Annotated in this window: 18 protein-coding genes; 11 read left to right on the forward strand and 7 right to left on the reverse strand. The window is 73.9% G+C overall.

Going from position 1 to position 24,825, the window contains the following annotated elements; translation table 11 throughout:
• The first annotated feature begins 4 nt into the window (after positions 1 to 4).
• The 5 genes from ACIO5E_RS21460 to ACIO5E_RS21480 all read left to right on the forward strand — a co-directional run bounded on the left by ACIO5E_RS21460 (position 5) and on the right by ACIO5E_RS21480 (position 10,169).
• Positions 5 to 856, forward strand: coding sequence for a GntR family transcriptional regulator (locus tag ACIO5E_RS21460; RefSeq protein WP_400670086.1), 852 nt, complete (start codon positions 5 to 7; stop codon positions 854 to 856).
• A gap of 100 nt (positions 857 to 956) precedes the next feature.
• Positions 957 to 2,072, forward strand: a complete 1,116-nt coding sequence (locus ACIO5E_RS21465) for a PucR family transcriptional regulator (protein ID WP_400670089.1) — start codon at positions 957 to 959, stop codon at positions 2,070 to 2,072.
• Between the two features lie 155 nt (positions 2,073 to 2,227).
• Positions 2,228 to 2,992 carry a hypothetical protein gene (locus ACIO5E_RS21470; protein ID WP_400670092.1) on the forward strand — a complete coding sequence of 255 codons (765 nt, stop codon included), beginning with the start codon at positions 2,228 to 2,230 and terminating at the stop codon, positions 2,990 to 2,992.
• A 173-nt stretch (positions 2,993 to 3,165) separates the two neighbouring features.
• Entirely contained in the window at positions 3,166 to 5,184 is a 2,019-nt protein-coding gene (locus tag ACIO5E_RS21475; protein WP_400670095.1) for a flotillin family protein, read from the forward strand.
• Positions 5,185 to 5,306: 122 nt separating this feature from the next.
• Complete coding sequence (locus ACIO5E_RS21480) at positions 5,307 to 10,169, forward strand: DNA repair ATPase (protein ID WP_400670098.1); 4,863 nt, start codon at positions 5,307 to 5,309, stop codon at positions 10,167 to 10,169.
• A 55-nt stretch (positions 10,170 to 10,224) separates the two neighbouring features.
• Here ACIO5E_RS21480 and ACIO5E_RS21485 read toward each other — a convergent pair whose 3' ends face one another.
• On the reverse strand, positions 10,225 to 11,379 hold the full coding sequence (locus ACIO5E_RS21485) for a hypothetical protein (RefSeq protein WP_400670101.1): 1,155 nt from the start codon (positions 11,377 to 11,379) through the stop codon (positions 10,225 to 10,227).
• 200 nt (positions 11,380 to 11,579) lie between these two features.
• Between ACIO5E_RS21485 and ACIO5E_RS21490 the strand changes: the two genes are divergently transcribed.
• Positions 11,580 to 12,434 (forward strand): methyltransferase domain-containing protein, encoded by an 855-nt coding sequence (locus ACIO5E_RS21490; RefSeq protein ID WP_400670104.1) that lies wholly within the window; start codon positions 11,580 to 11,582, stop codon positions 12,432 to 12,434.
• 28 nt (positions 12,435 to 12,462) lie between these two features.
• On the forward strand, positions 12,463 to 12,906 hold the full coding sequence (locus ACIO5E_RS21495; RefSeq protein WP_400670106.1) for a Rieske 2Fe-2S domain-containing protein: 444 nt from the start codon (positions 12,463 to 12,465) through the stop codon (positions 12,904 to 12,906).
• A gap of 337 nt (positions 12,907 to 13,243) precedes the next feature.
• On the opposite strand, the gene ACIO5E_RS21500 is transcribed toward ACIO5E_RS21495, so the two are convergent.
• The 5 genes from ACIO5E_RS21500 to ACIO5E_RS21520 form a co-directional block, all read right to left on the reverse strand.
• Complete coding sequence (locus ACIO5E_RS21500; RefSeq protein ID WP_400670109.1) at positions 13,244 to 14,932, reverse strand: FAD-dependent oxidoreductase; 1,689 nt, start codon at positions 14,930 to 14,932, stop codon at positions 13,244 to 13,246.
• 88 nt (positions 14,933 to 15,020) lie between these two features.
• Positions 15,021 to 15,950 carry a diiron oxygenase gene (locus tag ACIO5E_RS21505; RefSeq protein ID WP_400670112.1) on the reverse strand — a complete coding sequence of 310 codons (930 nt, stop codon included), beginning with the start codon at positions 15,948 to 15,950 and terminating at the stop codon, positions 15,021 to 15,023.
• Positions 15,951 to 16,150: 200 nt separating this feature from the next.
• Entirely contained in the window at positions 16,151 to 17,200 is a 1,050-nt protein-coding gene (locus ACIO5E_RS21510) for an alpha/beta hydrolase (protein ID WP_400670114.1), read from the reverse strand.
• Between the two features lie 320 nt (positions 17,201 to 17,520).
• A complete protein-coding gene (locus tag ACIO5E_RS21515; RefSeq protein ID WP_400670117.1) occupies positions 17,521 to 18,573 on the reverse strand; it encodes an RNA ligase family protein in 1,053 nt (350 codons plus the stop codon).
• Between the two features lie 41 nt (positions 18,574 to 18,614).
• A complete protein-coding gene (locus ACIO5E_RS21520; RefSeq protein WP_400670120.1) occupies positions 18,615 to 19,418 on the reverse strand; it encodes a thioesterase II family protein in 804 nt (267 codons plus the stop codon).
• A gap of 396 nt (positions 19,419 to 19,814) precedes the next feature.
• On the opposite strand from ACIO5E_RS21520, the gene ACIO5E_RS21525 reads away from it, so the two are divergent.
• The 4 genes from ACIO5E_RS21525 (at position 19,815) to ACIO5E_RS21540 (ending at position 23,191) form a co-directional block, all read left to right on the forward strand.
• The gene (locus tag ACIO5E_RS21525; protein WP_400670122.1) at positions 19,815 to 20,357 is read left to right on the forward strand and encodes a hypothetical protein; all 543 of its coding nucleotides are present in this window, start codon (positions 19,815 to 19,817) and stop codon (positions 20,355 to 20,357) included.
• Between the two features lie 102 nt (positions 20,358 to 20,459).
• Positions 20,460 to 21,329, forward strand: a complete 870-nt coding sequence (locus tag ACIO5E_RS21530; protein ID WP_400670124.1) for a DUF4097 family beta strand repeat-containing protein — start codon at positions 20,460 to 20,462, stop codon at positions 21,327 to 21,329.
• Positions 21,330 to 21,461: 132 nt separating this feature from the next.
• On the forward strand, positions 21,462 to 22,418 hold the full coding sequence (locus ACIO5E_RS21535; RefSeq protein WP_280677860.1) for an ATP-binding cassette domain-containing protein: 957 nt from the start codon (positions 21,462 to 21,464) through the stop codon (positions 22,416 to 22,418).
• Positions 22,415 to 23,191: an ABC transporter permease gene (locus ACIO5E_RS21540; RefSeq protein ID WP_280677858.1), complete on the forward strand. Its 777-nt coding sequence runs from the start codon at positions 22,415 to 22,417 to the stop codon at positions 23,189 to 23,191. Before ACIO5E_RS21535 ends, ACIO5E_RS21540 begins: the two co-directional genes overlap by 4 nt.
• A 395-nt stretch (positions 23,192 to 23,586) precedes the next feature.
• Here the strand turns inward: ACIO5E_RS21540 and ACIO5E_RS21545 are convergent, their stop codons facing one another.
• Positions 23,587 to 24,789: a cytochrome P450 gene (locus ACIO5E_RS21545; protein ID WP_400670128.1), complete on the reverse strand. Its 1,203-nt coding sequence runs from the start codon at positions 24,787 to 24,789 to the stop codon at positions 23,587 to 23,589.
• Between the last annotated feature and the right edge of the window lie 36 nt (positions 24,790 to 24,825).

A 24,825-nucleotide genomic window follows, 5' to 3' on the forward strand; every position in this document is an offset into this window, starting at 1 on the left:
GCATGTGGCGACGAACCCTCCCAAGACCCCGCTCTACCGCCGGCTGGCCCGGCGGCTCCAGGAGCGGATCGACTCCGGCGCGTACCCGGCGGGCACCCGGCTGCCGAGCGAGCCCGAGCTGAGCGCCGAGTTCGGGGTGAACCGGCTGACCGTCCGGCAGGCGGTCGCGGAGCTGGAGCGGGCCGCCGTGGTGGAGATCCGGCGGGGCGTGGGCACGTTCGTCCGCGCGCCGGCCGTCCGCGTCTCGATCGCGGTGGATCCGCGCAGCCAGCGGTTCGACCTGGGCAGCGTGCACGCCGCGCTCCCCGGCACGGCGGACGGCGGGTCCGCTGACGGCGACGTCACGGACGACGAACGCACGGACGACGAACGCACGGACGGCGAGTTCGTGCTGGGCGCCCCGCCGGTGTCCGGGTCGGCGGAGGACGAGGAGGCGGCCCGCCAGCTGGACCGGGCTCCGGCGGAGCTGTCCCGGGTGGACACGGTGATCCGGCTCGCCGGACGGGCCCGGGCGGTGTGCAGCTACTGGGTGCCGTTCGGCCCGTTGCCGGGCGCCCTGGTGCGGCCCGGCCGGCCCGGGAACCTGGTGCTGGACCTGGCCCGGGCGACCGGGGTGGAGCTGGAGTACGACTGGCGGGCGTTCGGCGCGATCGGCGCGGACCTGGCCGACGCCGAGCTGCTGGGCGTCCCCGCCGGCACCCCGCTGCTGGTGCGCGAGGGGGTCAGCTGCACCCCGGACGGCGCTCCGGCGCTGTACGTCCGGCGGCGGATCGACGGCAGCAGCGCGCGCTTCGTCCTGAACTTCCGCGAGCCACGACCGGAGCAGCCGCCGGTGCCCCCGTCCGGCCCGCGATAGCCGCAGGTCAGACCGCCGGCCCCGGGACGATTCGCGCCGTATGGATCCTGCTAAAGTTCCGCGCCGGATCATCAGGCGTCACGGGGGGCGGAGCACGGCGATGTCCGAGGGAATCGAGCACGACATACCCGCCGAACTGGCCGAGGTCTACCTCGGGCTGCTGGCCGACACCTCCCGCACCGGCAGGCTGCTGCGCCGGGACGAGCTGGAGTGCCTGCGCACGCTGGGCGAGCACAGCGCCGAGGCCGGGTACGGGCTGCGCGACGTGGTCGCGCACTGCCTGTCGGCCACCCGACGGGCCTGGCAGACGCTGCCGGGCATCGCCGCGGCGGGCAGCGTCGGGGAGCTGCGCCGGACGGGCGACGCCGTGCTCGCGGCGACCGAGGCCGCGCTGGCCGCGCTCGGCGAGGGGCACGATCGCGCCCAGCGCATGGCGGTCCGTCAGGCGGAGTCCGCCCGGCAGGAGTTCATCGACGACCTGCTGTACGGCCGCAGCGACCTCGGGCTGCTCGCGGAGCGCGCGGAGCGGTTCGGACTGCGGCTGGCGGGCGCGTACGCGGTGGCGGTGGCGGTGGGCGGCACGCCGTTCGCGGACGTCCATCCGCTGGTGCACCGGGTGGAGCGGGAACTGGTCGGACGGTTCGGCGAGCGGGACGTCCTGCTGGCCAGCAAGGACGGCCGGCTGGTGTGCATCGCCCCGGACTCCGAGCGCGCCGTCCTGGAGGCCTTCACGGACCTGGCGCTGAACCCCGGCCCCGGCTACCGCCCGGTGCTGCGGGTGGCGACCGGGCGCCGGCACTCGGGGGCGAGCGGGGTACTGCGCAGCTACGAGGAGGCGCTGGGCGCGCTGGACTACGCGGACCGGCTGCACCTGCCGGCGAAGCAGCTGAAGGCCGAGGAGCTGCTGGTCTTCCCGGTGCTGATGCGCGACCGGGCGGCGATGGCCGATCTGGTGCGCAGCGTGCTGGGCCCGCTGACCGAGGCGCGGGGCGGCGCGCGTCCGCTGCTGGACACGATCGCGGTGCAGGCGGAGGCCGCGTACGTGAACGCGGAGGCGGCCCGGCGGCTGGGGCTGAGCGTGCGCACGCTCGGCTACCGGCTGGAGCGGATCAAGGCGCTGACCGGCTACGACCCGTCGGACGCGCTGCAACGGTTCACCCTGGAGACGGCGGCGATGGGGGCCCGGCTGCTGAACTGGCCGGAGCAGCCGCTGTAGGCGGCGGCCGGGCGCCCCCGGCCGGTGCGTACCAGGGTGTCAAAGGGCCGTAAAGATTGCCGGATCCTGGCAATGTGCGGACGGCCCCCGCGCTGTCACGATCTCCGTGGCGCCGAAGTGCGGCGCCGTGGGAAAAGCGGGGGAGCGTGGCCGGGATGGGGGGATTCATCGCGGCCGCGTTGGCTTTTCCGACGGCGTTGTTCAGCTTCGCGCTGGTGGTGGTCGTCGGGTACTGGCTGCTGATGCTGCTCGGTGGCCTCGGGTTCGACGCCCTGCACGGGGGGCACGGCGTCGGCCATGCGGGCCACGTCGGGCATGTCGGGCACGTGGGCCACACGGGCCACGTCGGGCACGGCGGTCAGGCCGGTCAGGCCGGTCAGGCAGGTGACGTGGGGCACGGTGCCGGGGGGCACGCGGGCCGCGGGGGACACGGCACCGGCGACCACGGCACCCACCACCACGGGGGCGTGCTGGGCGCGCTGGGGCTGGGCGGGGTGCCCGTGACGGTGGCGGTGTCGCTGCTGGTCGCGCTCGCCTGGTTCGTCAGCCTGGCCGGCACCGTCCTCACCTCGGGGGCACCGGCGCGCGGCGGCGTGTTCGCCGTCGCGCTGGTCTCCTCCTGGGCGGGCACCCGGTTGCTGGTCCGCCCGCTGTCCCGGCTGTTCCCCGAGGACCGCCCGGCGACCCGGGGGGACTTCGTCGGCCGCGTCTGCGTGATCCGGACCGGCCGGGTGACGGCCGAATTCGGGCAGGCGGAGGTCACCGCCGAGGACGGCTCCACCGCGACCGTCCAGGTCCGCGCGCTCACCGACGAGCCCGGGCTGGCGGCCGGCCGCACCGCCCTGATCTTCGACTACGACGCCGACGGCGAGCACTTCCTGGTGGCGCCGTTCGACCCGGCGGCGTTACCGGGCACCTGACGCCCCCACACCTGACGTCCCTGGACACCCCCGCGTCCGCTGAAGTCCGACCCCCCGACGTCCCCCGGCCCCGGCCGCCGCGTCCCCGGACACCTGGCTTCCCCGGGCACCTGGCGCCCCGGGCGTCGACCCCTTCCGCTCACCTTCGCACCGTCTCGTCAAAGGACTCCGTGATGGACACCATCGCCGTGGGTTTCGGCGTGCTCGTCGCCGTCGTGCTGCTCATCGTGCTCGCCATGCTGCTGTTCGTGGGCCGCCTGTTCCAGAAGGTCGAGCAGGGCAAGGCGCTGATCGTCTCCCGCACCAAGAAGGTGGACGTCACCTTCACCGGCACGATCGTCCTCCCGGTGCTGCACAAGGCCGAGTTGATGGACATCTCGGTGAAGACGGTGGAGATCCACCGGGCCGGCCGGGACGGGCTGATCTGCCGGGACAACATCCGGGCGGACATCCGGATCTCCTTCTTCGTGCGGGTGAACAAGACCGTCGAGGACGTCATCAAGGTCGCGCAGGCCATCGGCACCGCCCGGGCCAGCGACCCGTCCGCGATCCAGGACTTCTTCGCGGCCAAGTTCGCCGAGGCGCTGAAGACCGTCGGCAAGCAGCTCGACTTCACCGACCTCTACACGCACCGGCACGAGTTCCGGGACCAGATCATCGCGGTGATCGGCACCGACCTCAACGGCTACACCCTCGAGGACGCGGCCATCGACCACCTCGAACAGACCCCGATGAACCAGCTGGACTCCGACAACATCCTGGACGCCCAGGGCATCCGCAAGATCACCGAGCTGACCGCGATCGAACACGTGCGCACCAACGAGTACCAGCGCACCGAGGAGAAGGAGATCACCCGGCAGAACGTGGACGCCCGGGAGACCGTCCTGGAGCTCCAACGCCGCCAGGCCGACGCCGAGATCCGCCAGCGCCGCGAGATCGAGACCCTGCGGGCCAAGGAGGACGCGGTGATCGCCCGGGTGCAGGAGGAGGAGCGGCTGAACGCCCAGACCGCCTTCCTGCGCACCGAGGAACTGCTCGGCGTGCAGCGGGAGAACCAGGCCCGCGAGGTCGCGGTGGCGCAGAAGAACCGCGAGCGGGTGATCGCGGTGGAGAACGAGCGGATCGAGAAGGACCGCCTGCTGGAGGTGATCGGGCGCGACCGGGAGACCGAACTCGCCTCGATGGACAAGCAGAAGGAGGTCGAGTCCCGCCGGCGGGAGGTCGCCGACGTGGTCCGCGAACGGGTCGCGGTGGAGCGGACCGTCGCCGAGCAGGAGGAGGCCGTCAAGACGCTGCGCGCCACCGAGGACGCCGAGCGCACCCGGCGCGCGGTGATCATCCAGGCCGAGGCGGAGGCGCAGGAGAAGCTCGTCAAGGACATCAAGGCCGCCGAGGCCGCCGAGACGGCCGCCTCGCACAAGGCCCGCGAGTCGCTGGTGCTGGCCGAGGCCCGGCAGCAGGCCGCCGAGCTGGACGCGGCCGCCAAGATCCGGATGGCCGAGGGCATCCGGGCGGAGGCCGCCGCCGAGGGGCTGGCCCAGGTGCAGGTGCGCGAGCAGGAGGCCGCGGCGGTGGAGAAGGTCGGCCGCGCCGAGGCCGCCGTCCAGGCCGAGAAGGCGAAGGCCGCCGCGCTGGAGATCGGCGCCAGGCTGAAGGCGGAGGCCGAGGGCCTCACCGAGAAGGCCGCGGCGATGGCGAAGCTGGACGAGGCCTCGCGCGGGCACGAGGAGTACCGGCTGCGGCTGGCCGCCGAGAAGGACGTCCGGCTGGCCGGGCTGGACACCCAGCGGCAGATCGCCGAGGCACAGGCCGCGCTGGTCGCGGCGGGGCTGGAGAAGGCGAAGATCGACATCGTCGGCGGCGACGGGGTGTTCTTCGACCGCCTGGTGCAGTCGGTGACGGCGGCCAAGAGCGTGGACGCCTTCGTCGGCCACTCGCAGACCGCCCAGACCCTGGCCGGGCCGTGGCTGGACGGCAGCGCCAGCTTCACCGAGGACCTGACCAAGGTGCTGTCCTCGGTGTCCACGGCGGACGTGCAGAACCTGACGGTGTCCGCGCTGCTGATGCGGATGATCGGCTCCGGGGGCGGCGAGCAGGCCGGCCAGCTGCGCCAGCTGCTCGCCTCGGCCAAGAAGTTGGGCATCGCCGAGACCCCGATCGGGGCGCTGGCCTCGGCCAACGGCTCCAAGTGACCGGCCGGGTGCCCGGGCTTCCGACGGCCCGGGCACCCGATCGCCAGCCTGAGTACCCGATCATCTGAGCACCCGATCGCCCGCCTGAGCACCCGATCGCCCGATCACCCCGAGGAACTGACGTGGTGGACGCCCTCGACGCCCGGCTCGACGCCGGCACCTACGAGGTCCTGCGCGACCGGCTCGCCCGGTCCGCCGCCGAACTCGCCGAACGCGCAAGGGCGTTGAACGCCCGACGGGTCGAGGAGTTCGGCGGCGGGGAGCTGCGGCTCACCGGCACCGGCCGGCTCACCACCGACCGGGCCTGCCTCCCGCAGGACCTCACCGCCGCCGGCGGACTGTTGCTGCTCGGTGCCCGCCCCGGCACCGCCCCCGGGGCCGCCGACGCGGCGGCGTCGTCCGGCGCCTTCTCCGACGGGGGCGCCGGGCTGCTCGGGGACGTCCTCAGCGTCCACCACCCCGACCTCTCCCCCGCCCCCGCCGAGGGCAGCCTGCTGGACGACCCGCGCCTGCGCCAGGACCTCACCGACCTGCACCGCTACTTCCGGGACGCCCGGCTGGAGCGGCTGCGCCCCGTCGGCGGCCGCCTGCTCGCCGTCTTCCGCACCGGCCCGGCCGCCGGCGACGTCCGGGTGCTGCGCTGGCGCCTCGCCGACGACGAACACGCCGAACAGCCCGCCTACCAGGACGGGCGCGCCGAACGCGACCACACCCCCGCCGACGGCCAGCAGCTCGCCTGGACCGCCCTCACCCGGGACGACCAGCTGCCCGCCGCCCCCGGCAGCCCGCCGCGCGCCGACCTCGGGGGCGAACTCCGGCTCGGCGTCGACGGCGGCCGGTTGACCATCGCCGCCGCCGACGGCCGGGAGCTGCACCACGAGCCGCTCGCCGAGGCCCTGCAGACCCTCGCCGACGCGCAGATCGCCCACACCCGGCTCGGCACCCTGCTGCTGGTGCGCGTGCGCCCGTACCAGGAGGAGACCGTCCGGCACCTGGTCTGCCACCTGCCCACCGGCCGGATCACCCGGATCGACGCGCTCGGCCAGGCCTGCCTGCGGCTGCCCGCCGACCAGGGCGTGGCCTTCCCCGGCGGCTGCCACCTCGCCGACGGCACCGTGCGCACCTTCGACCAGCCGGTGGACGGCCTGGCCTACGAGCGCACCCTCGTCTCGCCCAACGGCGAGGACGTGCTCTACGAGTTCCGCTCCCCCGCCGACGGCCACACCCTGCTCCAGCCGTACAACAGTGTGCGCCAGGAGGCCGCCGCGCCGCTGCCCTGCCGGGGCTACGCGCTGCTCGCCGACGGCACCCTCGTCGCCCTCCGCCCGGCCGAGGACGGGCCCACCCGACTGCACCCCGTCCAGCTGTGGCAGACCCCGTTCACCAGCGAGCGGTACGCCGCCGCGCAGCCGCCCGGCACCGGCCCGCTCGCCCGGATCGGCAACGCCGACCTGGTCCGCGGCCTCGCCGACTGCCTCTCCCTGGCCCGACTGGCCGCCGCCGGCGCCGACACCCCGGCCGGCCACCACGCCGTCCTCGCCGCCTGTACCCGCACCACCGACCGGCACCACTGGCTCGGCCAACCCGGCCTCGGCGACCTCGCCGCGCCGCTCGCCGAGATCCGCGACACCGCCCGGCAGGTCATCGCCGAGTACGAGGCCGTCGCCGAACTCACCGCGCACGCCGCCCGGCAGACCGAACAGACCGCCGATCACGTCGAGGGCCTGCTGCGCACCGCCCGCGGCGAGACCCTCGCCGACGCCGCCGAGTGGGTCGACCGGCTCGCCGGACTGCGCCGCGCCCAGGGCCGGGTCGAGGCACTGCGCGACCTGCCGCGCGCCGACCCCGCCCGGATCGACGCGCTCGCCGCCCACCTGGCCGAAGGCCTGGCCGAGGCCGCGGTCCGCGCCGTCGGCCAGCTCGCCGAACCCGAGGCCTTCGCCCAGCACCGGCGGCGCGCCGGCGAACTCGCCGACCGCTGCACCGCCCTCGCCACCGCCGCCGAGGCCGACCCGCTGGGCGCCGAACTCACCGCGCAGAGCGAGGCGTTGCAGACCGTATCGGAACTGGTCGGCACCCTCGACCTGGCCGACGCCACCACCCGCACCGCCATCCTGGACCGGCTCGCCGACGTCCTCGGGCTGCTCAACCGCGCCCGCGCCGCCCTCACCGTCCGCCGCCGCGAACTGCGCACCCGCGAGGCCGCCGCCGAGTTCGCCGCCGAGACCGCCCTGCTCGCCCAGGCCACCACCGCCGCGCTCGCCGCCGCCGACACCCCCGAGGCCTGCGACGACCAGCTCGGCCGACTCCTGCTGCGCATCGAGCAGTTGGACACCCGCTTCGCCGACGCCGACCCGGCGCTGGGCGAGCAACTCACCGACCGGCGCGCCGAGATCCACGACGCCCTCACCGCCCGCCGCCAGCAGCTGCTCGACGAACGGGCCCGCCGCGCCGACCGGATCGCCTCCTCCGCCGAACGCATCCTCGACACCCTGCACCGGCGGCTGACCGCCCTCGACACCGCGGCCGAGATCGACGCCGCCCTCGCCGCCGACCCGACCGCCGTCAAACTACGCGACCTCGCCGCCCAGTTGACCGCGCTCGGTGACCGGGTCAGGGCCGAGGAGCTGACCGGACGGCTGCGCGCCGCCCGCGGCCGCGCCCACCGGTCCCTGCGCGACCGCGCCGAACTCGCCGGCGACGGCCCCGGCACCCTGCGACTGGGCCGCCACCTGTTCGCCGTCACCACCCAGCGGCCCGAACTCACCCTCGTCCCCTGGCGCGGCCGCCCCGCCTTCACCCTCACCGGCACCGACTACCGCTCCCCCGTCACCGACCCGGCGTTCGCCGCCACCGAGCGCTACTGGGACCGGCCGCTGCCCTCGGAGACCCCCGCGCTCTACCGGGCCGAGTACCTCGCCGCCGGCCTGCTGCTGGCCGCCGAACCGGACGGGCTGGACGCCCTGCGCGCCGAGGGCGACCTGCTGGAGTTCGTCCGCCGAGCCGCCGAGCAGCGCCCGGACGAGGGCTACCAGCGCGGCGTGCACGACCACGACGCGGCGCTGCTGCTCCGCGCCCTGCTCGAACTCCACGCCGACGCAGGACTGTTGCGCCACCCGGCGGCCGCCCGGGCGGCCGCGCAGCTGTACTGGGTGTACGGCGCCGACGAGCGGCAGCGGCTGGTCTGGCGGACCCGGGCCCGCTCGCTCGCCCTCGCCCGGCAGGCGTTCGGCGCGGCCCCGGCGCCGGCCGTCCTGACCGCCCTCGACGCCTTCGCCGGCGAACTCGGCGCGGCCGTCTCGGCGTTCGCCGCCGGGGCCGGGGCGGACGGGTCCGCGGGGCTCGGTGCGGCCGCGGGGCTCGGCGGATCCGCGGGGCTCGGCGTTTCCGCCGGGCTCGGTGCGGCCGCGGGGCCGTACCTGGTGGCCGAACTAGCTTCCGCCGAACCGGCGTTCGCGCTCTCCCCGGGGGCGTCCGCGCTGCTCGACAAGTTCCACGCCGCACCCGAGTCGGTCGGGCTCACCGACGCCCTCGCCGCGCTGCCCGCCGAGCCCGCGCTGCTGCCCGCACGACGCCAACTCGCGCTCGCCTGGCTGGAGTCCAGCGCCGACGCCGCCGACCCGGCCGACCTCGCCGAGGCCGCCGCCGTACTGCTCTGCCCGTCCCTGCCGCGCCGACCCGCCGAGGGCGCCGTCGCCACCCGCCTCACCGGGCTGCTCGGCGACCACCCCCGGCTCACCGGCGGCGCACTCGACCTGCGGCTCGACGAACTCCTGGACCGTGCGACGGAGTTCGCCGCCACCGAAGTCCCCGGGTACCGGGCCTACCAGCGGCTGCGCGCCGAGCTGCTGGCCGCCGAGCACACCCGGCTACGGCTCGACCGGTACCGCCCGGCCCCGCTCAACGGCTTCGTCCGCAACCGGCTCATCGACCAGGTCTACCTGCCGCTGGTCGGCGACAACCTCGCCAAGCAGCTCGGCACCGTCGACATCGGCGGACCGGTCGACCGCAGCGGCCTGCTGCTCCTGGTCTCCCCGCCCGGATACGGCAAGACCACCCTGGTCGAGTACCTCGCCGAACGGCTCGGCCTGCTGCTGGTCACCGTCAGCGGCCCCGCACTCGGCCACCGGGTCACCTCCCTCGACCCCGCCGAGGCCCCCGACGCCACCGCCCGCCGCGAGGTCGAGAAGCTCAACTTCGCCCTGCACGCGGGCAACAACGTGCTGCTCTATCTCGACGACGTCCAGCACACCTCGCCCGAGTTCCTGCAGCGCTTCATCCCGCTCTGCGACGCCCAGCGCCGGATCGACGGGGTGTGGGACGGCGAGGCCCGCGAATGGGACCTGCGCGGCAAGCGCTTCGCCGTCGTCATGGCCGCCAACCCGTACACCGAGTCCGGTCGCCTCTTCCGGCTGCCCGACATGCTCGCCAACCGCGCCGACGTCTGGAACCTCGGCGACGTCATCGCCGGGCGCGACGACCTCTTCGCGCTCAGCTTCGTCGAGAACGCCCTGCCCGCCAACCCGCACCTGGCCCCGCTCGCCACCGCCGACCGCGCCGACCTGGACGCCCTGCTGGCCCGCGCCGCCGGCTCCCCGAGCGGCCCCCTCGCGGGCGCGTGGCCCGCCGCCGAGGTCGAGCGGATGACCGCCGTCCTCGCCGGGCTGCTCCACCTGCGCACCACCGTCCTCGCCGTCAACCGCGCCTATCTGGCCTCCGCCGCCCAGGACGACCGCACCCGCACCGAGCCGCCGTTCCTCCTCCAGGGCTCCTACCGCAACATGTCCAAACTCGCCCAGCGCCTCGACCCCGCCCTCACCCGCCCCGAACTCGACGCGCTCCTCACCGACCACTACCGCGCCGAGGCCCAACCCCTCGGCGCCGAGGCCGAGGCCCAACTCCTCAAGCTCGCCGCCCTGCGGGACACCCTCACCCCGGACCAGGCGGCCCGCTGGGCCGAGCTGCGGCGCGCCTGGCGGAGTTGACATCGGCGGCGGCCGCCCGGGAGTCCACCGGGCCGACCGCCTCCTCCCGAGTCGACTACGCCCTGCCGATGTCGTCCACAAGTTCCAGCCACAGTCCGAGCTCGGGCGCCACGAACTTGAACTTGTGGTTCGAGCCGCGTAGCCGCGCGTAGGAGGCGACCAGCCGGTGCGCGACCCGTTCGGTCTCCGCCGGGAGATCACCGCGAATGCGGTCCATCCAGCGGGGCGACTTCCTGCTTCCGTCGTGGAGCGTCTCCAGCGGAAGCATCCGACAAGCCGTCCAGGTCACCAGCTCGGGCGCATACTCGAGCAGCTTGTAGCACCCTGTGTTGTGGCGCCTGAGGATCCGGGCGATGGCCTTCTGTGTCTCCTGCCTGGCTTCCACGGCGCGCTGGACGCTGATGGCATGCAGGTCCGCGTGCACGAGGCTGCGGTAGGACGGACTGGTGATGTCCGACCAGAGTTCGTCCAAGCCCTTCTCGACCTGGAGCTGGTTGCTCAGGTGAGGGTGCGGCGCGAGCGCTGCGAGCGACCGGAACACGTCTGCGGGTGTGAATCCGACCGGGTGCGGTCCGGCCACGATGCCTCGCCGGGGGTCGAAGTAGCTCCCCTCCTTCCGGAACTCCGCCTGAACGGCGAGGAGGTACTGACAGCGCGACAGATTGTCCTGCGGTACCGGCGAGTTGACGTAGTGGGCAGCCTCGTCGCACAACTCCCGGATCCGCTGACGCTCGTCGCCGGTGACCACGACGACCCACAGGACGGCCTTGGCCAGTTCCGCGGGCGACAGTTCGCGCGCGACGTGGGCGATCACGACCAGCCGTTGGAACCCCTCGTAACACTGCAGCCCCGCCAGTCCGAGCCAGCCGGCACCGCCTGAGCGGTCGGGCCCCAGGTGGAGGCTCTGCGCACCGAGGACGATGGGCCCCCCGACGAGCCCGAACTCCTCGGGCCGCTCGCGGAGCAGAGCCGCGAGGGCCCGGTTCTCCGGACTGTCCGCCAGGTAGCCCCGTCGGCTCCCCAGGACGACGGCCGCATCGGGCAGGTCCGCCAGCGCAGCCAACTCGGTCGCCTCGATCTGGGCGAAACACCGGCGGCCGAACATCGTGGCGTGCAGTGCCCTGAGGATATGGCGGTCAGGAGCCGCAGGGGTGTCCGCCGCCAGCGACAGCCCTTGCCAAGCACCAAGCGGTTCGGCGTTGTTGTCCATGGCCGGTTCAACGCCGAGCGGGCGGCAAGGTTGCGGCGCACAGCAGCCTCGGCACGTCGGCCGGCCTCCGCTCACCAGGAGGAGCGAGGCATCTGATCAGCTCATCGTGCGACCGTGCAAGACCTCCCGGCGGGGCAAGTCCCGGGTCGCGTGCGTGGCGTGCGAGTCCGAGCACCACGTCCGGGGCTAGCTTTGGGCACATGGGCGCTCAGGAACTCGATCTCGCCGGGCTGCGCCGCGTCTACGGGCGCACCGGGAGCCGGTTGTTCTACACCCGGGTGGCCAGGAACGCCCGGCACTGGGGCTGGACGGAGCCGGGGCAGTCGAAGTGGCGGCTGTGGCGGGCGCAACGGCAGCTGGAGGACGTGCTGGGCCGCAAACTGGCGCTGTCGGCGGGCGCCCGGGTGCTGGACGCCGGGTGCGGGGCGGGGGTGGTGGCACGGGCGATGGCGGACCGGTTCGGTCTGCTGGTGACCGGGGTCGACGTGCTGGACTTCCACCTCGCCGAGGCCCGCCGGCTCAGTGCCCGGGCGGCACTGGCGGAGCGGACCGTCTTCTCCTGGGGCGACTACCACCGGCTCCCCTTCGAGGAGGGATCGTTCGACGGCGCGTACTCGATGGAGACGCTCGTCCACTCCTACGATCCGCCGCGCGCGCTGGCCGAGTTCCACCGGGTGCTGCGCCCGGGCGGACGGCTGGTGCTGCTCGGCCCGATGAGCACCGCGCCGCTGGACGAACTCGCCCCGCAGACACGGGCGGTGCTGGAACCGTACCTGGACGCGATGGTGTTCCCCGGCGCGAAGGTCTACCACGCGCGCAACCTGCCGCAGCTGCTCGCCGAGGCCGGGTTCGAGGTCGAGGAGGCGCTGGACGCGACGGCGTACTACACGCCCACCTCGGAGGCGGTGCACGCGTACTTCCGGCTGCCGTGGGCGGTGCTGCGGCGGTTCGGCGATCCGGCGCGGTGGCTCAACCTCCGCTCCACCGTGGAGATGTACGCCGTCCGCGAGTACATCGCCTGGTACGTCCACACGGCCGTGAAGCCGGGTAGGTAGCACCGGCACCCGGACCCGAACCGGAGAGGTGCCCCATGGACGAGCGCTCCGCCCCACTGCCGTACCGAGCGGCTGGTTCTGCGTCGGCCGCGCCCGGGACCTGCCGCCCGGGCGAGTGCGCACGGCCAGGCTGATGGGCGAGGACGTGGTGCTGTACCGGACCGGGCCGGGCGCGGTGCGCGCGGTCGGACCGCACTGCCCCCACCTGGGCGCGCGCTTCGGGGCCGGCGGCACCGTCCGGGGCGAGGACCTGGTGTGCCCGTTCACCGAGGCGGCGGGCGGTTCAGCGGTAGGCGTTTCAGCGGCGGGCGTTTCGGCAGTGGGCGTTTCGGTAGTGGGCGGCGCCAGCGGGCAGCGGCGGGCAGTGGGCGGTCAGGTGCCGCCCGGCGCGGCCAGCGTCTCCCACACCGGATCGGGCTGCCCGGGGACCGTCCGCCCCGCGGCCTGCCATATCCGGGCCAACTCGGCATAGATCGGCGCCTCCGGGTCGAGGTGCAGATAGCTTTCCGCACCTTGGAGGATCGTTTCTTCGACCGACCGCCGCCGCGGAGCCGGCATCACCCCAGGACTACTACTCACGCCCGCCCAACGGACCCCGTCCGGCCCCGGACACGGCCGCGTCAACCCCACAGCCCGCACATCAACCCGCGCGGGCTCATGCTGCTCCGGAGAAACTATGCAGACCGGTCTACAGGTTCCTGCTGGACATCGCGTGCGCAGGAAGTCGACCTGTCCGACTTCCTGCGCACGGGAATGAATCAGTAGACCGGTCGACATATTTCTCCAGGCCCACACCCGCCTACCGCCGTCTACCGCCGCCCGCGGGCTGCGGCCAGCAGCTCCGGGACGGTGGCGAGCTTCACCCGGGGCCGCCCCTCGGCCTCGCCGCGGGTGCGCTCGGCCCGCTCCACGGCGCGCAGTTCCTTCAGACCGACGGCGTCCGGGCGGCGGTGGCGGACGAGGCGGTCGAAGTCCTTGCGGCTCGCCGTCGGCGCGACCAGGGCCCGGGCGGTCGCGTCGTCGAGGAGCGCGTCCACGGTCTCGCGGGCGCAGGCCCGGTTGGCGCCGATGCCGCCGGACGGTCCGCGCTTGGCCCACCCCACCACGTACGCCCCCGGCAGCGGCCGCCCCGTCCCCGGGTCGACGACCCGCCCGCCGTGGTGCGCGACCGTCGCGGTCCGCTCGTCGAAGGGCAGTCCCGGCACCGGCACACCCCGGTGCCCGATCGAGCGCACCACCAGCCCGGCCCGCAGCACGTCCGTCCGCCCGGTCGGCTCGGCCCGGTCTCCGGTCGGGTCGCCCGCCCGGCCGCCGACCAGGGTGGTCCGGGCGACGGTCAGGCCGGTCACCCGCCCGTCCCCGGTGAGCGCGGTCGGCGCGGACAGGAAGCGCAGCACGATCCGCCGGCCCGGCGCCGGCCCGGCACCCCCGTCGAACGGCACCAGCGGCAGCCCGGCGAGCAGCGCGGCCCGCGAGTCCGGCGCGGCCGTCTCGATCACGGCCCGCACCTCCGGGTGGTCCTCGACCACCACGTCGACACCCGGCAGTTGCCGCAGCGCCAGGAACTCCGCCGTGGTCCAGGCCGCCTGGGCGGGCCCGCGCCGGGCGAGCAGCACCACCTCCCGGACCCGGCTGCGGCGCAGCGCGGCGAGGGCGTGGTCGGCGATGTCGGTGGCGGCGAGCCGGTCGGGGTCGGTGAGCAGGATGCGCGCGATGTCGACGGCGACGTTGCCGTTGCCGACCACCACCACCCGTTCGGCGCCGGGCCCGGACAGGTCCACCGCGTCGGCGGGCACGGTCGGTTCGGCGTTGTACCAGCCGACGAAGGCGGTGGCGGGCAGGCTGCCCGGCAGGTCCTCGCCGGGGATGCCGAGCCGCCGGTCGGCGGCCGCGCCGACGGCGTACACGACGGCGTGGTGGTGGGCGGCGAGTTCCTCGTGGCTGACGTCGGCGCCGATGTCCACGTTGAGGTGCATCCGCAGCCGGGGGTCGTGGAAGACGCTCGCGAAGCTGTCGGCGATGCGCTTGGTGGACTGGTGGTCGGGCGCGACCCCGTGGCGCAGCAGGCCGCCGGTGACGGGCAGCCGGTCGATCATGGTGATCTCGGCGCCGGTGCCGCGCAGCAGTTCCTGCGCGGTGTACCCGGCGGCCGGGCCGGTGCCGACGATGGCGACGCGCAGCACGCCGAGCCCGTCGGGCAGACTGCGCGGGAAGCTGGGCGCGCCCCAGGCGTGGTCACTGGGGTGGTCGCGGTACCAGTCGCGGTTGAGGTCGCCGAACGCGGTGTCGGGCCCGCGCAGCCGGTCGACGGGGAAGACCGCGTCCACCGGGCAGGCGTCCGCGCAGGCGCCGCAGTCGATGCAGGCCACCGGGTCGATGTACAGCATGTCGGTGGTGCCGAACTCCGGTTCGTCCGGGGTCGGGTGGATGCAGTTGACCGGGCAGACGGACACGCACGAGGCGTCGTTGCAGCAGGTCCGGGTGATCGCGTAGGCCATGGCCGGGGTGGGATCCTCGCTGGAGGTGAAGACGTGCGGGGGATTAGGAGCGGCAACTGGCGCATCCGGAGGGATGCCTGACGCTACGTCAGAGCATGTGGACGCGGCGGTAGACGGCGGCCGATCGGCTGGTGATCAGCCCGGTCTCGGCGAGGAAGGCCATCAGGTGCCGGGAGCTGGTGCGCATCATCGCCTTGCGGTGCTCGTTGGCCCGCACTTCGGCGAGCGCCCGTTCGATGTCGAGCCCGGCGGCGCGGTAGACCCCGGGGTGGACCATGCTGCTGACGATGACGTACGCGCCGACGGCGATGCCGGTGGCCGAGGTGCGGCGGCGGGCGGGGCCGGCGTGGCGCATCCGCTCGCGGATCTCCTGCCGGGCGAACTTCATGTGCCGTGACTCCTCGACCACGTGGATCCGGGAGGTGCCGCGGACGATCTCCAGGACGTTCTCGCCGCGCATCCAGTCGCGCTGCATGACGTCGAGCACCTCTTCGGCCACCAGGATTCCGCCGTAGGCCAGTTCACCCTTCGCGAGGGCTTTGAACGCGCGCCCGGCCTGGGCGATGACCTTGTTGGGCCGGTAGGCGGGGACGCCCATCTTCTCGCAGGCGCGGGCGAACATGATCGAGTGGCGGCACTCGTCGGCTATCTCGGTGAGGGCGAACCGGAACTCGGCGTTGGCGGGGTTCTTGAGGTACTGGTCACGCAGCACCATCTGCTGGAGGATCATCTCGAACCAGATCCCGGTGTTCATGATCGAGCAGACCTCGTGCCGGGTGAGGGTGACCCGCTGCTGCTCGGTCATCTCGTCCCACAGCCGGGTTCCGTAGAGGGTGCTCCACTCCGGGTTGAGTCCGTAGTGATCGTCCGGGAGGGGCGCGTCCCAGTCGATCTCGGTCGAGGGGTCGTAGGAGAGGGTGGCGGCGGAGTCCAGCAGCCGCTTCGAGACGTCGTCGTCGGCAGCGGTGTGGCCGTGCGTGCCCGCCGCCCGCCCCGCCGCCGCGTTGGTGAGAGCCATGGCTGCCTCCAGGTGCCTGCTCCGCGGATGCCCGCTCACCCGCTTATTAGACGGACAGTACAATAGGAGCCCGCCCCCGAGAACCCCCTGCGCAGCACCAAGCAGGCGCACGGCCCCAGGACCGCGCCCCCTCCCTGCTTCGGGGGACGACGAAGGGCGGGGCCCGCCCGGACCCCGCCCCTGCCCCACACCGCCCTGCGTCACCCGCCGATCGCCCCCCGCAGCGCCTCCGCCGCCTCCGCCGTCGCCTCCCGGAAGCGGCGGCCGACGCCGAGGTAGTTGGCGTAACCGTGGATGAGGTCCGGCTGCCGGCTCAGCCGCACCGTCACCCCGGCCGCCCGCAGCGCCTCGGCGTAGGCCTCCCCCTCGTCCCGCAGCGGGTCGAAGCCCGCGGTGCCGACGTACGCGGGCGGCAGCCCGGACAGGTCGGCGGCGAGCAGCGGCGACAGCCGCGGGTCGGTCGGGTCGGCCGGCCCGGGCGCGTAGCGGTCCAGGAACCAGTCCATGTCCGCGCTGGTCAGGAAGAAGCCGTCGCCGAACAGTTCGCGCGAGGGCCGCCGGACGGAGGCGTCGACCGCCGGGTACAGCAGCAGTTGGAACACCGGCGCCGGCCCGCCCCGGCGCACCGCCACCTGCGCGGTGACGGCCGCCAGGTTCCCGCCTGCGCTGTCCCCGCCGATCGCGATCCGCTCCGGGTCGGCGCCCAGGTCGACCGCCTTGGCGTAGGCGTAGTCGAACGCGGACAGCGCGTCGTCCGCCGCCGCCGGGAACGCGTGCTCGGGCGCGCGCCGGTACTCCACCGACAGCACCCGCACCCGGGCCCGCTGCGCCAGGAACCGCACCACGTGGTCGTGGCTGGCCCGGCTGCCGACCACCCAGCCCCCGCCGTGCAGGTACACCAGCAGCCCGGAGCCCGCCGCCAGCCCGCCGGGCGTGTACAGCGTGGCCGCCAACTCGCCCTGCTCCTGCGGGATCCCGACGTTCCGCACGGCGACCGGCTCGATCCTCGCCCCGCCCACCAGGTACCGCGCGTGCTCCATCGCGGCCCGCGACGGCCCGACGCCGCCGGGCATCACCAGGGCGGCCTTCGACAGCCGCTGCAGCTTGAGGATCAGTTGCGCGTCCAGTGCCAGCACCTGCCCGTCCCGGACCACCGGCGCGCCCGCGATCGCCCGCCGCAGCCCCTCCGGCAGCGCGTACGCGCCCCGGACGACGGCGGCCTGGATCCGGACAGGGAGTGGAATCGTCATCGCTGCTGCCTCCTGGGGCCTCTCCCGGAGCCCCTCGGCTGGGGGCCCTGACCGGGAGCCCATGATGGGCCCGGCCCGGCGGCCTGGGAAGCCCCCTCGACGCCCCCTGCACCCGCCCTCGACCCGACCGACCGGCACAGGCGGCCGGTGCCGGCGACTCTCACTCGTACGAGTGAACGACCGCCCGGGGCACGGCCGGAGCGCCGACCGGCCCGACAGACTCGGAATGAAGGCCGACGGCGGCAGCTGACGGCTCTCCCCTGCCCGACTCCCGCACTCCGGCCCCCGGCACGCCCCCCGCGCCGGGGGCCGCGCCGCCGTCAGGAACGGTCCCGCGCCTTACTCCCCCGGCCCGTCCGCGCACGCCGGTCCCCGGCGTCGAACGCCGCCAGGGTGCGCGCCCCGGGCCCGAGGGCGCCCTCCAGTGCGCGCAGGACGTCGCCGTCCAATCCCCCCACCGCCTCGGCGAGTTCCTCCGCCACGTCCCGGGTGATCTCCGCCGCCACGACGTCCTCGGGCGTACGCGGTCCGAGCTTGCTGACGGCGGCGGCCGCGCGGGCGGGGGTGAGCAGGGCCGAGGCCTGGACCAGGAGCCAGGCGGGGACCCCGGCCGCGCCCTGCGGCGGGACGAGGTAGGGACGGGCGCCGTCGTAGCGCTCGTCCTCGGCGAAGGCCTGCTGCTTCACCTTCAGGACGGGGCGGACCGCCGCGCCCGTCTCCCGCCACTCCCCCGCGGGCTTGAGCACGTACCCCTCGGCGAGGTTGTCCGCCGGCTCGGGCAGTCCGAACAGCGCGGGCACCCGGCTGGGGAAGACCACCGGCAGCTCCTGGAGCACGTTCAGCGGGCCGTGCCCGAGCAGCGGTACGCAGGTGAGCCCGGCGGCGGCCGCGGCGGCGCGCAGGTCGCGGTCGGCGATCCACCACCGGCCGTCGGCGGTCTCCACGGTGGCGTCGAACGGCAGCCACCGCAGGTCCGGCGCGTACCAGACGCCCGTCTGCACCGGCTCGACCCCGGCGACGGCCGGCACGTCCGGGTGCGGGTAGGACCCGCCGGCCAGTTCGCCGTAGACCGTCACCACCGCCTCGTCGCCCCACCCGCCGCGGACGGCGGAGGCGAGGCGGGCGGCCGCCACCGAGATCACCGGCCAGATCCGGCTCACGCCGAAGAAGCCGTCCAGCGCCTCGCCGTCCAGGAGTTCGCGCCGCTTGGCCGCACGGACCGCCCCGGCGCCGTCGCAGACCACCGCGAAGTGCGCCCCGTGCACCTTCTCCGCGGCGGTCCACTCCCGGCTGCCGGGTGCACCGGGGCGCGTCCGCGCGGGGATCTTGGGGTAGGGCCGCAGCGCGGCATCGTCGAACGTGGTGTCGGACACGGACCCGATCCTCGCCGCCATCCCGCGCCGGGGCAACGGAGTTACCCGCTCAGGCTCCCACCGCTCCCCACCGGGCCTCGCGAGGCGAAGACGGCGAGGTCCTGGGCCACCGCCGCCGCCACCGCGGACTGCTGCGGCTGGAGGTAGAAGTGGCCGCCGGGGAACCAGCGGGCGGAGAACCCGCCCGTCGTGTGATCGCGCCACTTCAGCAGGTCCTCGCGGCTCACGTGCGGGTCCGCGGCGCCGCCGTAGGCGCTGATCGGACAGTCGACGCGCGTGCCGGGGGCGCCCTGGTACGTCTCCACGGCCCGGAAGTCGGACCGCAGGGCGGGCAGCACGGCGGCCATCAGTTCGTGGTTGGTGAGCAGGGCGGTGGCCGTGCCGGACAGCTCGGCCAGTTCGTCGGTGAGACCGGCGTCGTCCCGCAGGTGCACCCCGCGGTCCTGCCGGACCGACGGCGCCGCCCGCCCGGAGGCGATGAGTCCGGCCGCGCCCTGCCCGGTGCGCGCCCGGAGCTCGAGGGCCACCTCGTAGGCCACCACCGACCCCATGCTGTGGCCGAACAGCACCGGCCGCCGGTCCAGCCAGGGGTCGAGGGCGTCGGCGATCCGGCGCGCCAGTTCCCGGATGTCGTCGACGGGCCGATCGGCGATCCGGTCCTGCCGGCCCGGGTACTGCACGACGAGCACCTCGGCCGTCGCGGACAGCGCCTTGGACAGGCCGACGTAGGCGGTCGCGGAGCCGCCGGCGTGCGGCAGGCACAGCAGCGTCGGGCCGGCGCCCGTGGACTGGTGGTACTGCCGGATCCAGGTGCCGCGTCCCACCCGGCTCTTCACTGCGGTCATGGTCGACTCACCTTCCGGAAGGCGTGATCGGGGCGCGCTGCCGGGGTCGGCGGCGCGAAGAGAACGAATAGTCGCCGACAAGGGGCCTGACTCTTTTCATCGCCCCGCGTTCCGGGACGGTTCAACGAATTCTGCGGCGAGAATATAAGACCATTCGGTAACTCAACCTACGCAGTTGAACGTGCACTTGAAGGTACTGGCACAGGGTGACGGCACCCCCGCTACTCTCTATTCCGCGCGGACGACTCCTGGCATCCAGCAAGGCGTTCAACCGATGAATCCGAACAATTGAACAGCGCCGCGGCAAGGCGCGCGACGCCACGAGTGACGCCGGATGACGCCATGATGACGTCATCGGGGGTTGCCGTGACGTCACTGGTGTGGCAAGCTGACGTCATGAACCTCGAAGCGTATGTGGGCAAGCTGCGACAGGAGCTGACGGCGGCCGCCGAATCCAACGGGCCGGACGCCGTCGAGCTCACCGAGCGCCTGCTGCGCCCGATGGAGGCGGCCGTCCGGCTGACACTGCTGGACGCCCTGTCGGACGCGGCGGAAGAGATCACGACCGGGCTCGCGCCCGGCTCGGTGGACCTGCGTCTCCGGAAGGGGGTGGCCGACTTCGTCGTCACTCCCCCGCCGCAGACCACCCCCGAGGATGCGCCCCGGCCGGCCGGGACACCGGTGACGTCACCAGCGACGCCGATGACGTCACCAGCGACGCCGCTCGACGTCACGGACGGCGCCGTGGCCCGGATGACCCTGCGCCTGCCCGAGCCGCTCAAGGCCCGGGTGGAGCAGGAGGCCGGCGCCGGGGGCCTCTCGACCAACGCCTGGATCGCCCGCACCCTGACCGACGCCATCGACCAGCTCGACCGCAGCAGGCTCCGCGCCGCCGGGGCCGACCGGCCCGGCCGCAACTTCAGCGGCTGGGTGCACTGACCGACCGCCCCCGTCCGCCCCGACTCACCGCCCCACCCCGACACCCGGCCCCGACTCGCCGCACCGCACCGCGCACCCGACCCGCATCAGGAGTGACTTGTCATGCACACTTTCGAAACCCCCGCCCCGATCGACGTCGAGCTCGATCTGGTGATCGGTGACGCCCGCGTCATCGCCGGTGACCGCTCCGACACGATCGTCGACGTGGCCCCCGGCGACCCCGCGAGCGCGGCGGACGTGACCGCCGCCGAGAAGACCACGGTCGAATTCAGGGACGGCACCCTCGTGGTGAAGGCTCCTCGGCAACGCGGTTACCTGGGCATCGGCAGTGGCAAGGGCGCCTCGGTGCGGGCTACTGTCCAGGTGCCGGCGGGCTCCCGGGTACGCGGCGCCGTCCAGGAGGGCGGCTACGACTTCGAGGGCCTGCTCGGCTCCTGCGACCTGCGCACCGGCAGCGGGGACATCGCGTTGGGCCAGGTCGGCCCGGCACGGCTGAAGACCGACCTCGGTGACGTCACCGTGAGCCGCGTCGCCGGCGACGCCGAGGTCAGCACCGGCGGCGGCAAGCTGCGGATCCGCGCGATCGAGGGGACCGCGGTCATCAAGAACCTCGCCGGCGACAGCGAGATCGGCGACATCGCCGGTGACGCCAAACTGCGCGCCTCGGCCGGCGACCTCGTCGTCCGCCGGACCCGTGCCGGGCTCACCGCCAAGACCGACGCCGGCCGGATCATGGTGGACGAGGTCTCGCAGGGCAAGGTCAGCCTGACGTCCGGGGGCGGCGGGCTGGAGGTCGGCATCCGCGAGGGCGTCGCCGCCTGGGTCGACGCCCAGTCCGAGACCGGCAGCGTGCGCAACCTGCTGGACGACTCCGGCAAGCCCGCGGCGACGGCGCGGACCGTCGAGGTCCACGCCCGCACCCAGTTCGGCGACATCGTCGTGCGGCGCGCCACGGCCGACCCGCTGGACTGACCGACCGTCGGGTCCTGCCCACCGGAGCCGGACCGGCGCGGCACCGAACGCCCGACACCACCCGACCCGCCGGATCCGGCCCGATCGAAGGAACGACCGATGACGTTGACGCTCATGACGAATCGAGGGGACATGACTGCACCACGGCGGTCCGCCATCACCGTACGCGGACTGCGGAAGGCATTCGGCGAGCAGGTCGTGCTCGCCGACCTGAACCTGGATGTGGCCGAGGGGACGATCTTCTCCCTGCTCGGCCCCAACGGAGCCGGCAAGACCACCACCGTCGAGATCCTGTCCACCCTGGTCGCCGCGGACGCCGGCGAGGTGCACATCGCCGGCCACGACCTGGCCCGCGACCCCGGCTCGGTCCGCCGTTCGATCGGCGTCACCGGCCAGTTCTCGGCGGTGGACGGGTTACTCACCGGCGAGGAGAACCTGCTGCTGATGGCGGAGCTGTGCCACCTCTCCCCCGCCGACGGGCGGCGCCGGGTGGACGAGCTCCTGGAGCGCTTCGACCTGACCGAGCACGCCAAGAAGGTCGCCGCCACCTACTCCGGCGGCACCCAGCGCCGCCTCGACCTCGCCATGACCCTGGTCGGTGACCCCCGGGTGATCTTCCTCGACGAGCCGACCACCGGCCTGGACCCGCGCAGTCGTCGCGCCATGTGGGAGATCATCCGCGAGCTGGTCGCGGGCGGCACCACGATCTTCCTGACCACCCAGTACCTGGAGGAGGCCGACCAACTGGCCGACCGCATCGCGGTGCTGGACCAGGGCAGGCTCGTCGCCGAGGGCACCGCCGAGGAGCTCAAGCGGCGCATCCCGGGCGGCCACATCCGCCTCGAGTTCACCGACGAGCGGGACCTCACGGCCGCGGCCCGCCTGCTCGACGCCTCGCCCGAGCCCGACTCCCTCGCCCTCCAGGTCCCCGGTAGCGGCGTCCGCGCCCTGCGCGCCGTCCTCGACCGCCTCGACCAGGAGGGGATCGAGCCGGAGACCCTGTCGGTGCACACACCCGACCTCGACGACGTGTTCCTCGCCCTGACCAGCCGTCCCGGCGCCGAGAAGAAGCAGGAGGCCGCACGATGAGCACCGCCAACTACGCGCTCCGAGACACGCGCACCATGATGCGGCGCAACTTCCGCCACAGCATGCGCTACCCGCTGCTGATGATCTCCTCGCTCGGCGTGCCGCTGATCATGCTGATCCTGTTCCGCTTCGTGCTGGGCGGCTCGATCGCTCCGAGCGTCAGCTCGGGCCCGTACATCGACTACGTGGCGCCCGGCGTCATCCTGATCGCCGCGATCATGGGCGCCTCGGGCACCGCGATCGCCGTGAACACCGACATGAAGTCCGGCATCATCAAGCGGTTCCGCACCATGGGCATCTCCCGCGGGTCCGTGCTGGCCGGCCACGTCGTGCGCAGCGTCATCCAGACCGTCATCGGCACCGCCCTGGTCGTCGGCATCACGCTCGCCGTCGGCTTCCGCCCGAAGGCCGGGCTGACCGGCTGGCTCGGCGCACTCGGCATCGTCGTGATGCTCGCCTTCGCCCTGACCTGGCTGGTCGTCGCGTTCGGCCTGGTGGCGCAGACCCCCGAGGGCGCGAACAGCTCCACCCTGATCTTCCAGGTGCTGCCCTTCGTGAGCAGCGCCTTCGTCCGGCCCGAGTCGATGCCCACGGGCGTCCAGTGGTTCGCCGAGCACCAGCCCTTCACCCCCTTCATCGACGCGGTGCGGGGCCTGCTGATGGGCACCCCGGTCGGCAACAGCGTGCTCTGGTCCGCCGTCTGGTGCGTCGTCCTGAGCCTCGTCGGCTACGTCTGGGCCCGCTCGGCCTTCGAGCGCTCCCCCTCCCGCTGACCCGCGGGTCACCCCGAACAGCCGTTGTCCGCCCTCGCACCCCCGTCCTGAACGGGCAACGGTCCCAGCAGAGCCCCCGGCCCGCCCGCCGGGGGCTCTGCCGTGCTCCGGAGCGCCACCTCGGCTGCAACGGGCCGGCGGCGTGCGGATCGTGGAGCGGTACGGCCACCGACCGCAGGCACGACCCGTCGCGCGCCCGGGAGCCGAACGGCCGGTCGGTCGTCCGCCGCACGGCCGCGGACCGACAGCCCCGGGATCGGATTCTGCGGCCGGTCCCCGAACTCCCCTCCGCGAGGACGGAGTCCACGGCCCGTCGGTCCCGACCTCGAACGACGACGGCCCGCGGTCTCGCCGCGGGCCGTCGTCGTGGAAGGGTGCTCCCCCTCGGGGTTCCCTCACCTCAGGACGACCGGGAGCTTCTTCGGGCCGTTGAAGTTGGGATTCGCGAAGTACTCGGCGGTGCGGTCGGTGTCGAGCCGGATCTCCCGGTAGCGCTCCAGCATGATGCCCAGCGCGATCCGCCCCTCCAGGCGGGCCAGCGGAGCGCCCACGCAGAAGTGGACGCCGTGGCCGAAGGCCGAGTGCGGCGGGGTGTCCCGGCCCGGACCGAAGCGGTTCAGGTCGAAAGTGTGCGGGTCGGCGAACCGGGCGGGGTCGTAGTTCGCGGAGAGGATGCTCGCGAACACCGGCTGCTGCGCGGGGATGGTGACGCCGGCCAGCTCCACCTCCTGGGTGGTGATGCGGCCGCTGGCGTTGAACGGCGGCCGCAGCCGCAGCGACTCCTCGATCGCGGCCGGGACCAGCCCCGGGTCCGCCCGCAACCGGTCCACGGCCCACGGGTTGTCGTCCAGGCAGCGGACCGTGTTCCCGAGCAGCAGGGTGGTGGTGACGTGCCCGGCGAGCAGCAGGATCGCCGAGAAGGTCATCACCTCCTCGTCGGTCATCCGCTCCCCGTCCACCTCGGCCTGCACCAGCTTGGTGATGAGGTCGTCGCGGGCCCGGCTCCTGCGGTCCCGGACGTGCTCCAGGAGGTACTCCTTCATCGGCGCGACCGCCTCGGTCGCCTTCCGCGCCAGGTCCGGGTCGAAGGGGTTCTCGAAGGTGGCGTCGAAGAGGTTGTCCACCCAGGAGCGGAACAGCTCGTGGTCGGACTGCGGCACCCCGAGCAGCTCCGAGATCACGGTGATCGGTAGCGGGTAGAGCAGGGCGTCGACCAGGTCGACCTGGTCCGCGCCGTCCACCTCGTCCAGCAGCGTGTGGGTCAGCTCGCTGATCCGGGGGGCGAGGTCGGCGACGGTGCGCGGGGTGAACGCCTTGTTGACCAGGCTGCGGTACTTGCGGTGGAGCGGCGGGTCCATCTGCGTGATGTTCCCGGAGCGGAACATCTGGTCGGGGGCGATCACCGACATGTCGGAGGAGAAGACCGCGTGGTCGGTCAGCACGCGCTGCACGTGTTCCTGCCGGAACACCTGCCACATCCGCAGCTTCCCGTCGAAGGCGACGGGGTGTTCCTCCCGCATCCGGCAGGCCCAGTCCAGCAGGGCGGCGCCGCCGTCGGTCGGCGCGGGCATCACTTCGGGGAGCAAGGTCTCGGCCATGGTGGAATCCGTTTCCAGGAGAGGTGTGACAGCGGA

Origin of the sequence: Kitasatospora sp. NPDC087314, from assembly GCF_044744365.1 — a bacterium.
Taxonomy (GTDB): Bacteria; Actinomycetota; Actinomycetes; order Streptomycetales; family Streptomycetaceae; genus Kitasatospora.

Coding starts and splice junctions, on each gene's coding strand:
- ACIO5E_RS21470 (WP_400670092.1), top strand. CDS start 2,228: ATGGGGGGATTCATCGCGGCCGCGTTGGCTTTTCCGACGGCGTTGTTC.
- ACIO5E_RS21465 (WP_400670089.1), top strand. CDS start 957: ATGTCCGAGGGAATCGAGCACGACATACCCGCCGAACTGGCCGAGGTC.
- ACIO5E_RS21505 (WP_400670112.1), bottom strand. CDS start 15,950: ATGGCTCTCACCAACGCGGCGGCGGGGCGGGCGGCGGGCACGCACGGC.
- ACIO5E_RS21520 (WP_400670120.1), bottom strand. CDS start 19,418: ATGACCGCAGTGAAGAGCCGGGTGGGACGCGGCACCTGGATCCGGCAG.
- ACIO5E_RS21510 (WP_400670114.1), bottom strand. CDS start 17,200: ATGACGATTCCACTCCCTGTCCGGATCCAGGCCGCCGTCGTCCGGGGC.
- ACIO5E_RS21485 (WP_400670101.1), bottom strand. CDS start 11,379: ATGGACAACAACGCCGAACCGCTTGGTGCTTGGCAAGGGCTGTCGCTG.
- ACIO5E_RS21535 (WP_280677860.1), top strand. CDS start 21,462: ATGACTGCACCACGGCGGTCCGCCATCACCGTACGCGGACTGCGGAAG.
- ACIO5E_RS21500 (WP_400670109.1), bottom strand. CDS start 14,932: ATGGCCTACGCGATCACCCGGACCTGCTGCAACGACGCCTCGTGCGTG.
- ACIO5E_RS21530 (WP_400670124.1), top strand. CDS start 20,460: ATGCACACTTTCGAAACCCCCGCCCCGATCGACGTCGAGCTCGATCTG.
- ACIO5E_RS21540 (WP_280677858.1), top strand. CDS start 22,415: ATGAGCACCGCCAACTACGCGCTCCGAGACACGCGCACCATGATGCGG.
- ACIO5E_RS21475 (WP_400670095.1), top strand. CDS start 3,166: ATGGACACCATCGCCGTGGGTTTCGGCGTGCTCGTCGCCGTCGTGCTG.
- ACIO5E_RS21525 (WP_400670122.1), top strand. CDS start 19,815: ATGAACCTCGAAGCGTATGTGGGCAAGCTGCGACAGGAGCTGACGGCG.
- ACIO5E_RS21490 (WP_400670104.1), top strand. CDS start 11,580: ATGGGCGCTCAGGAACTCGATCTCGCCGGGCTGCGCCGCGTCTACGGG.
- ACIO5E_RS21545 (WP_400670128.1), bottom strand. CDS start 24,789: ATGGCCGAGACCTTGCTCCCCGAAGTGATGCCCGCGCCGACCGACGGC.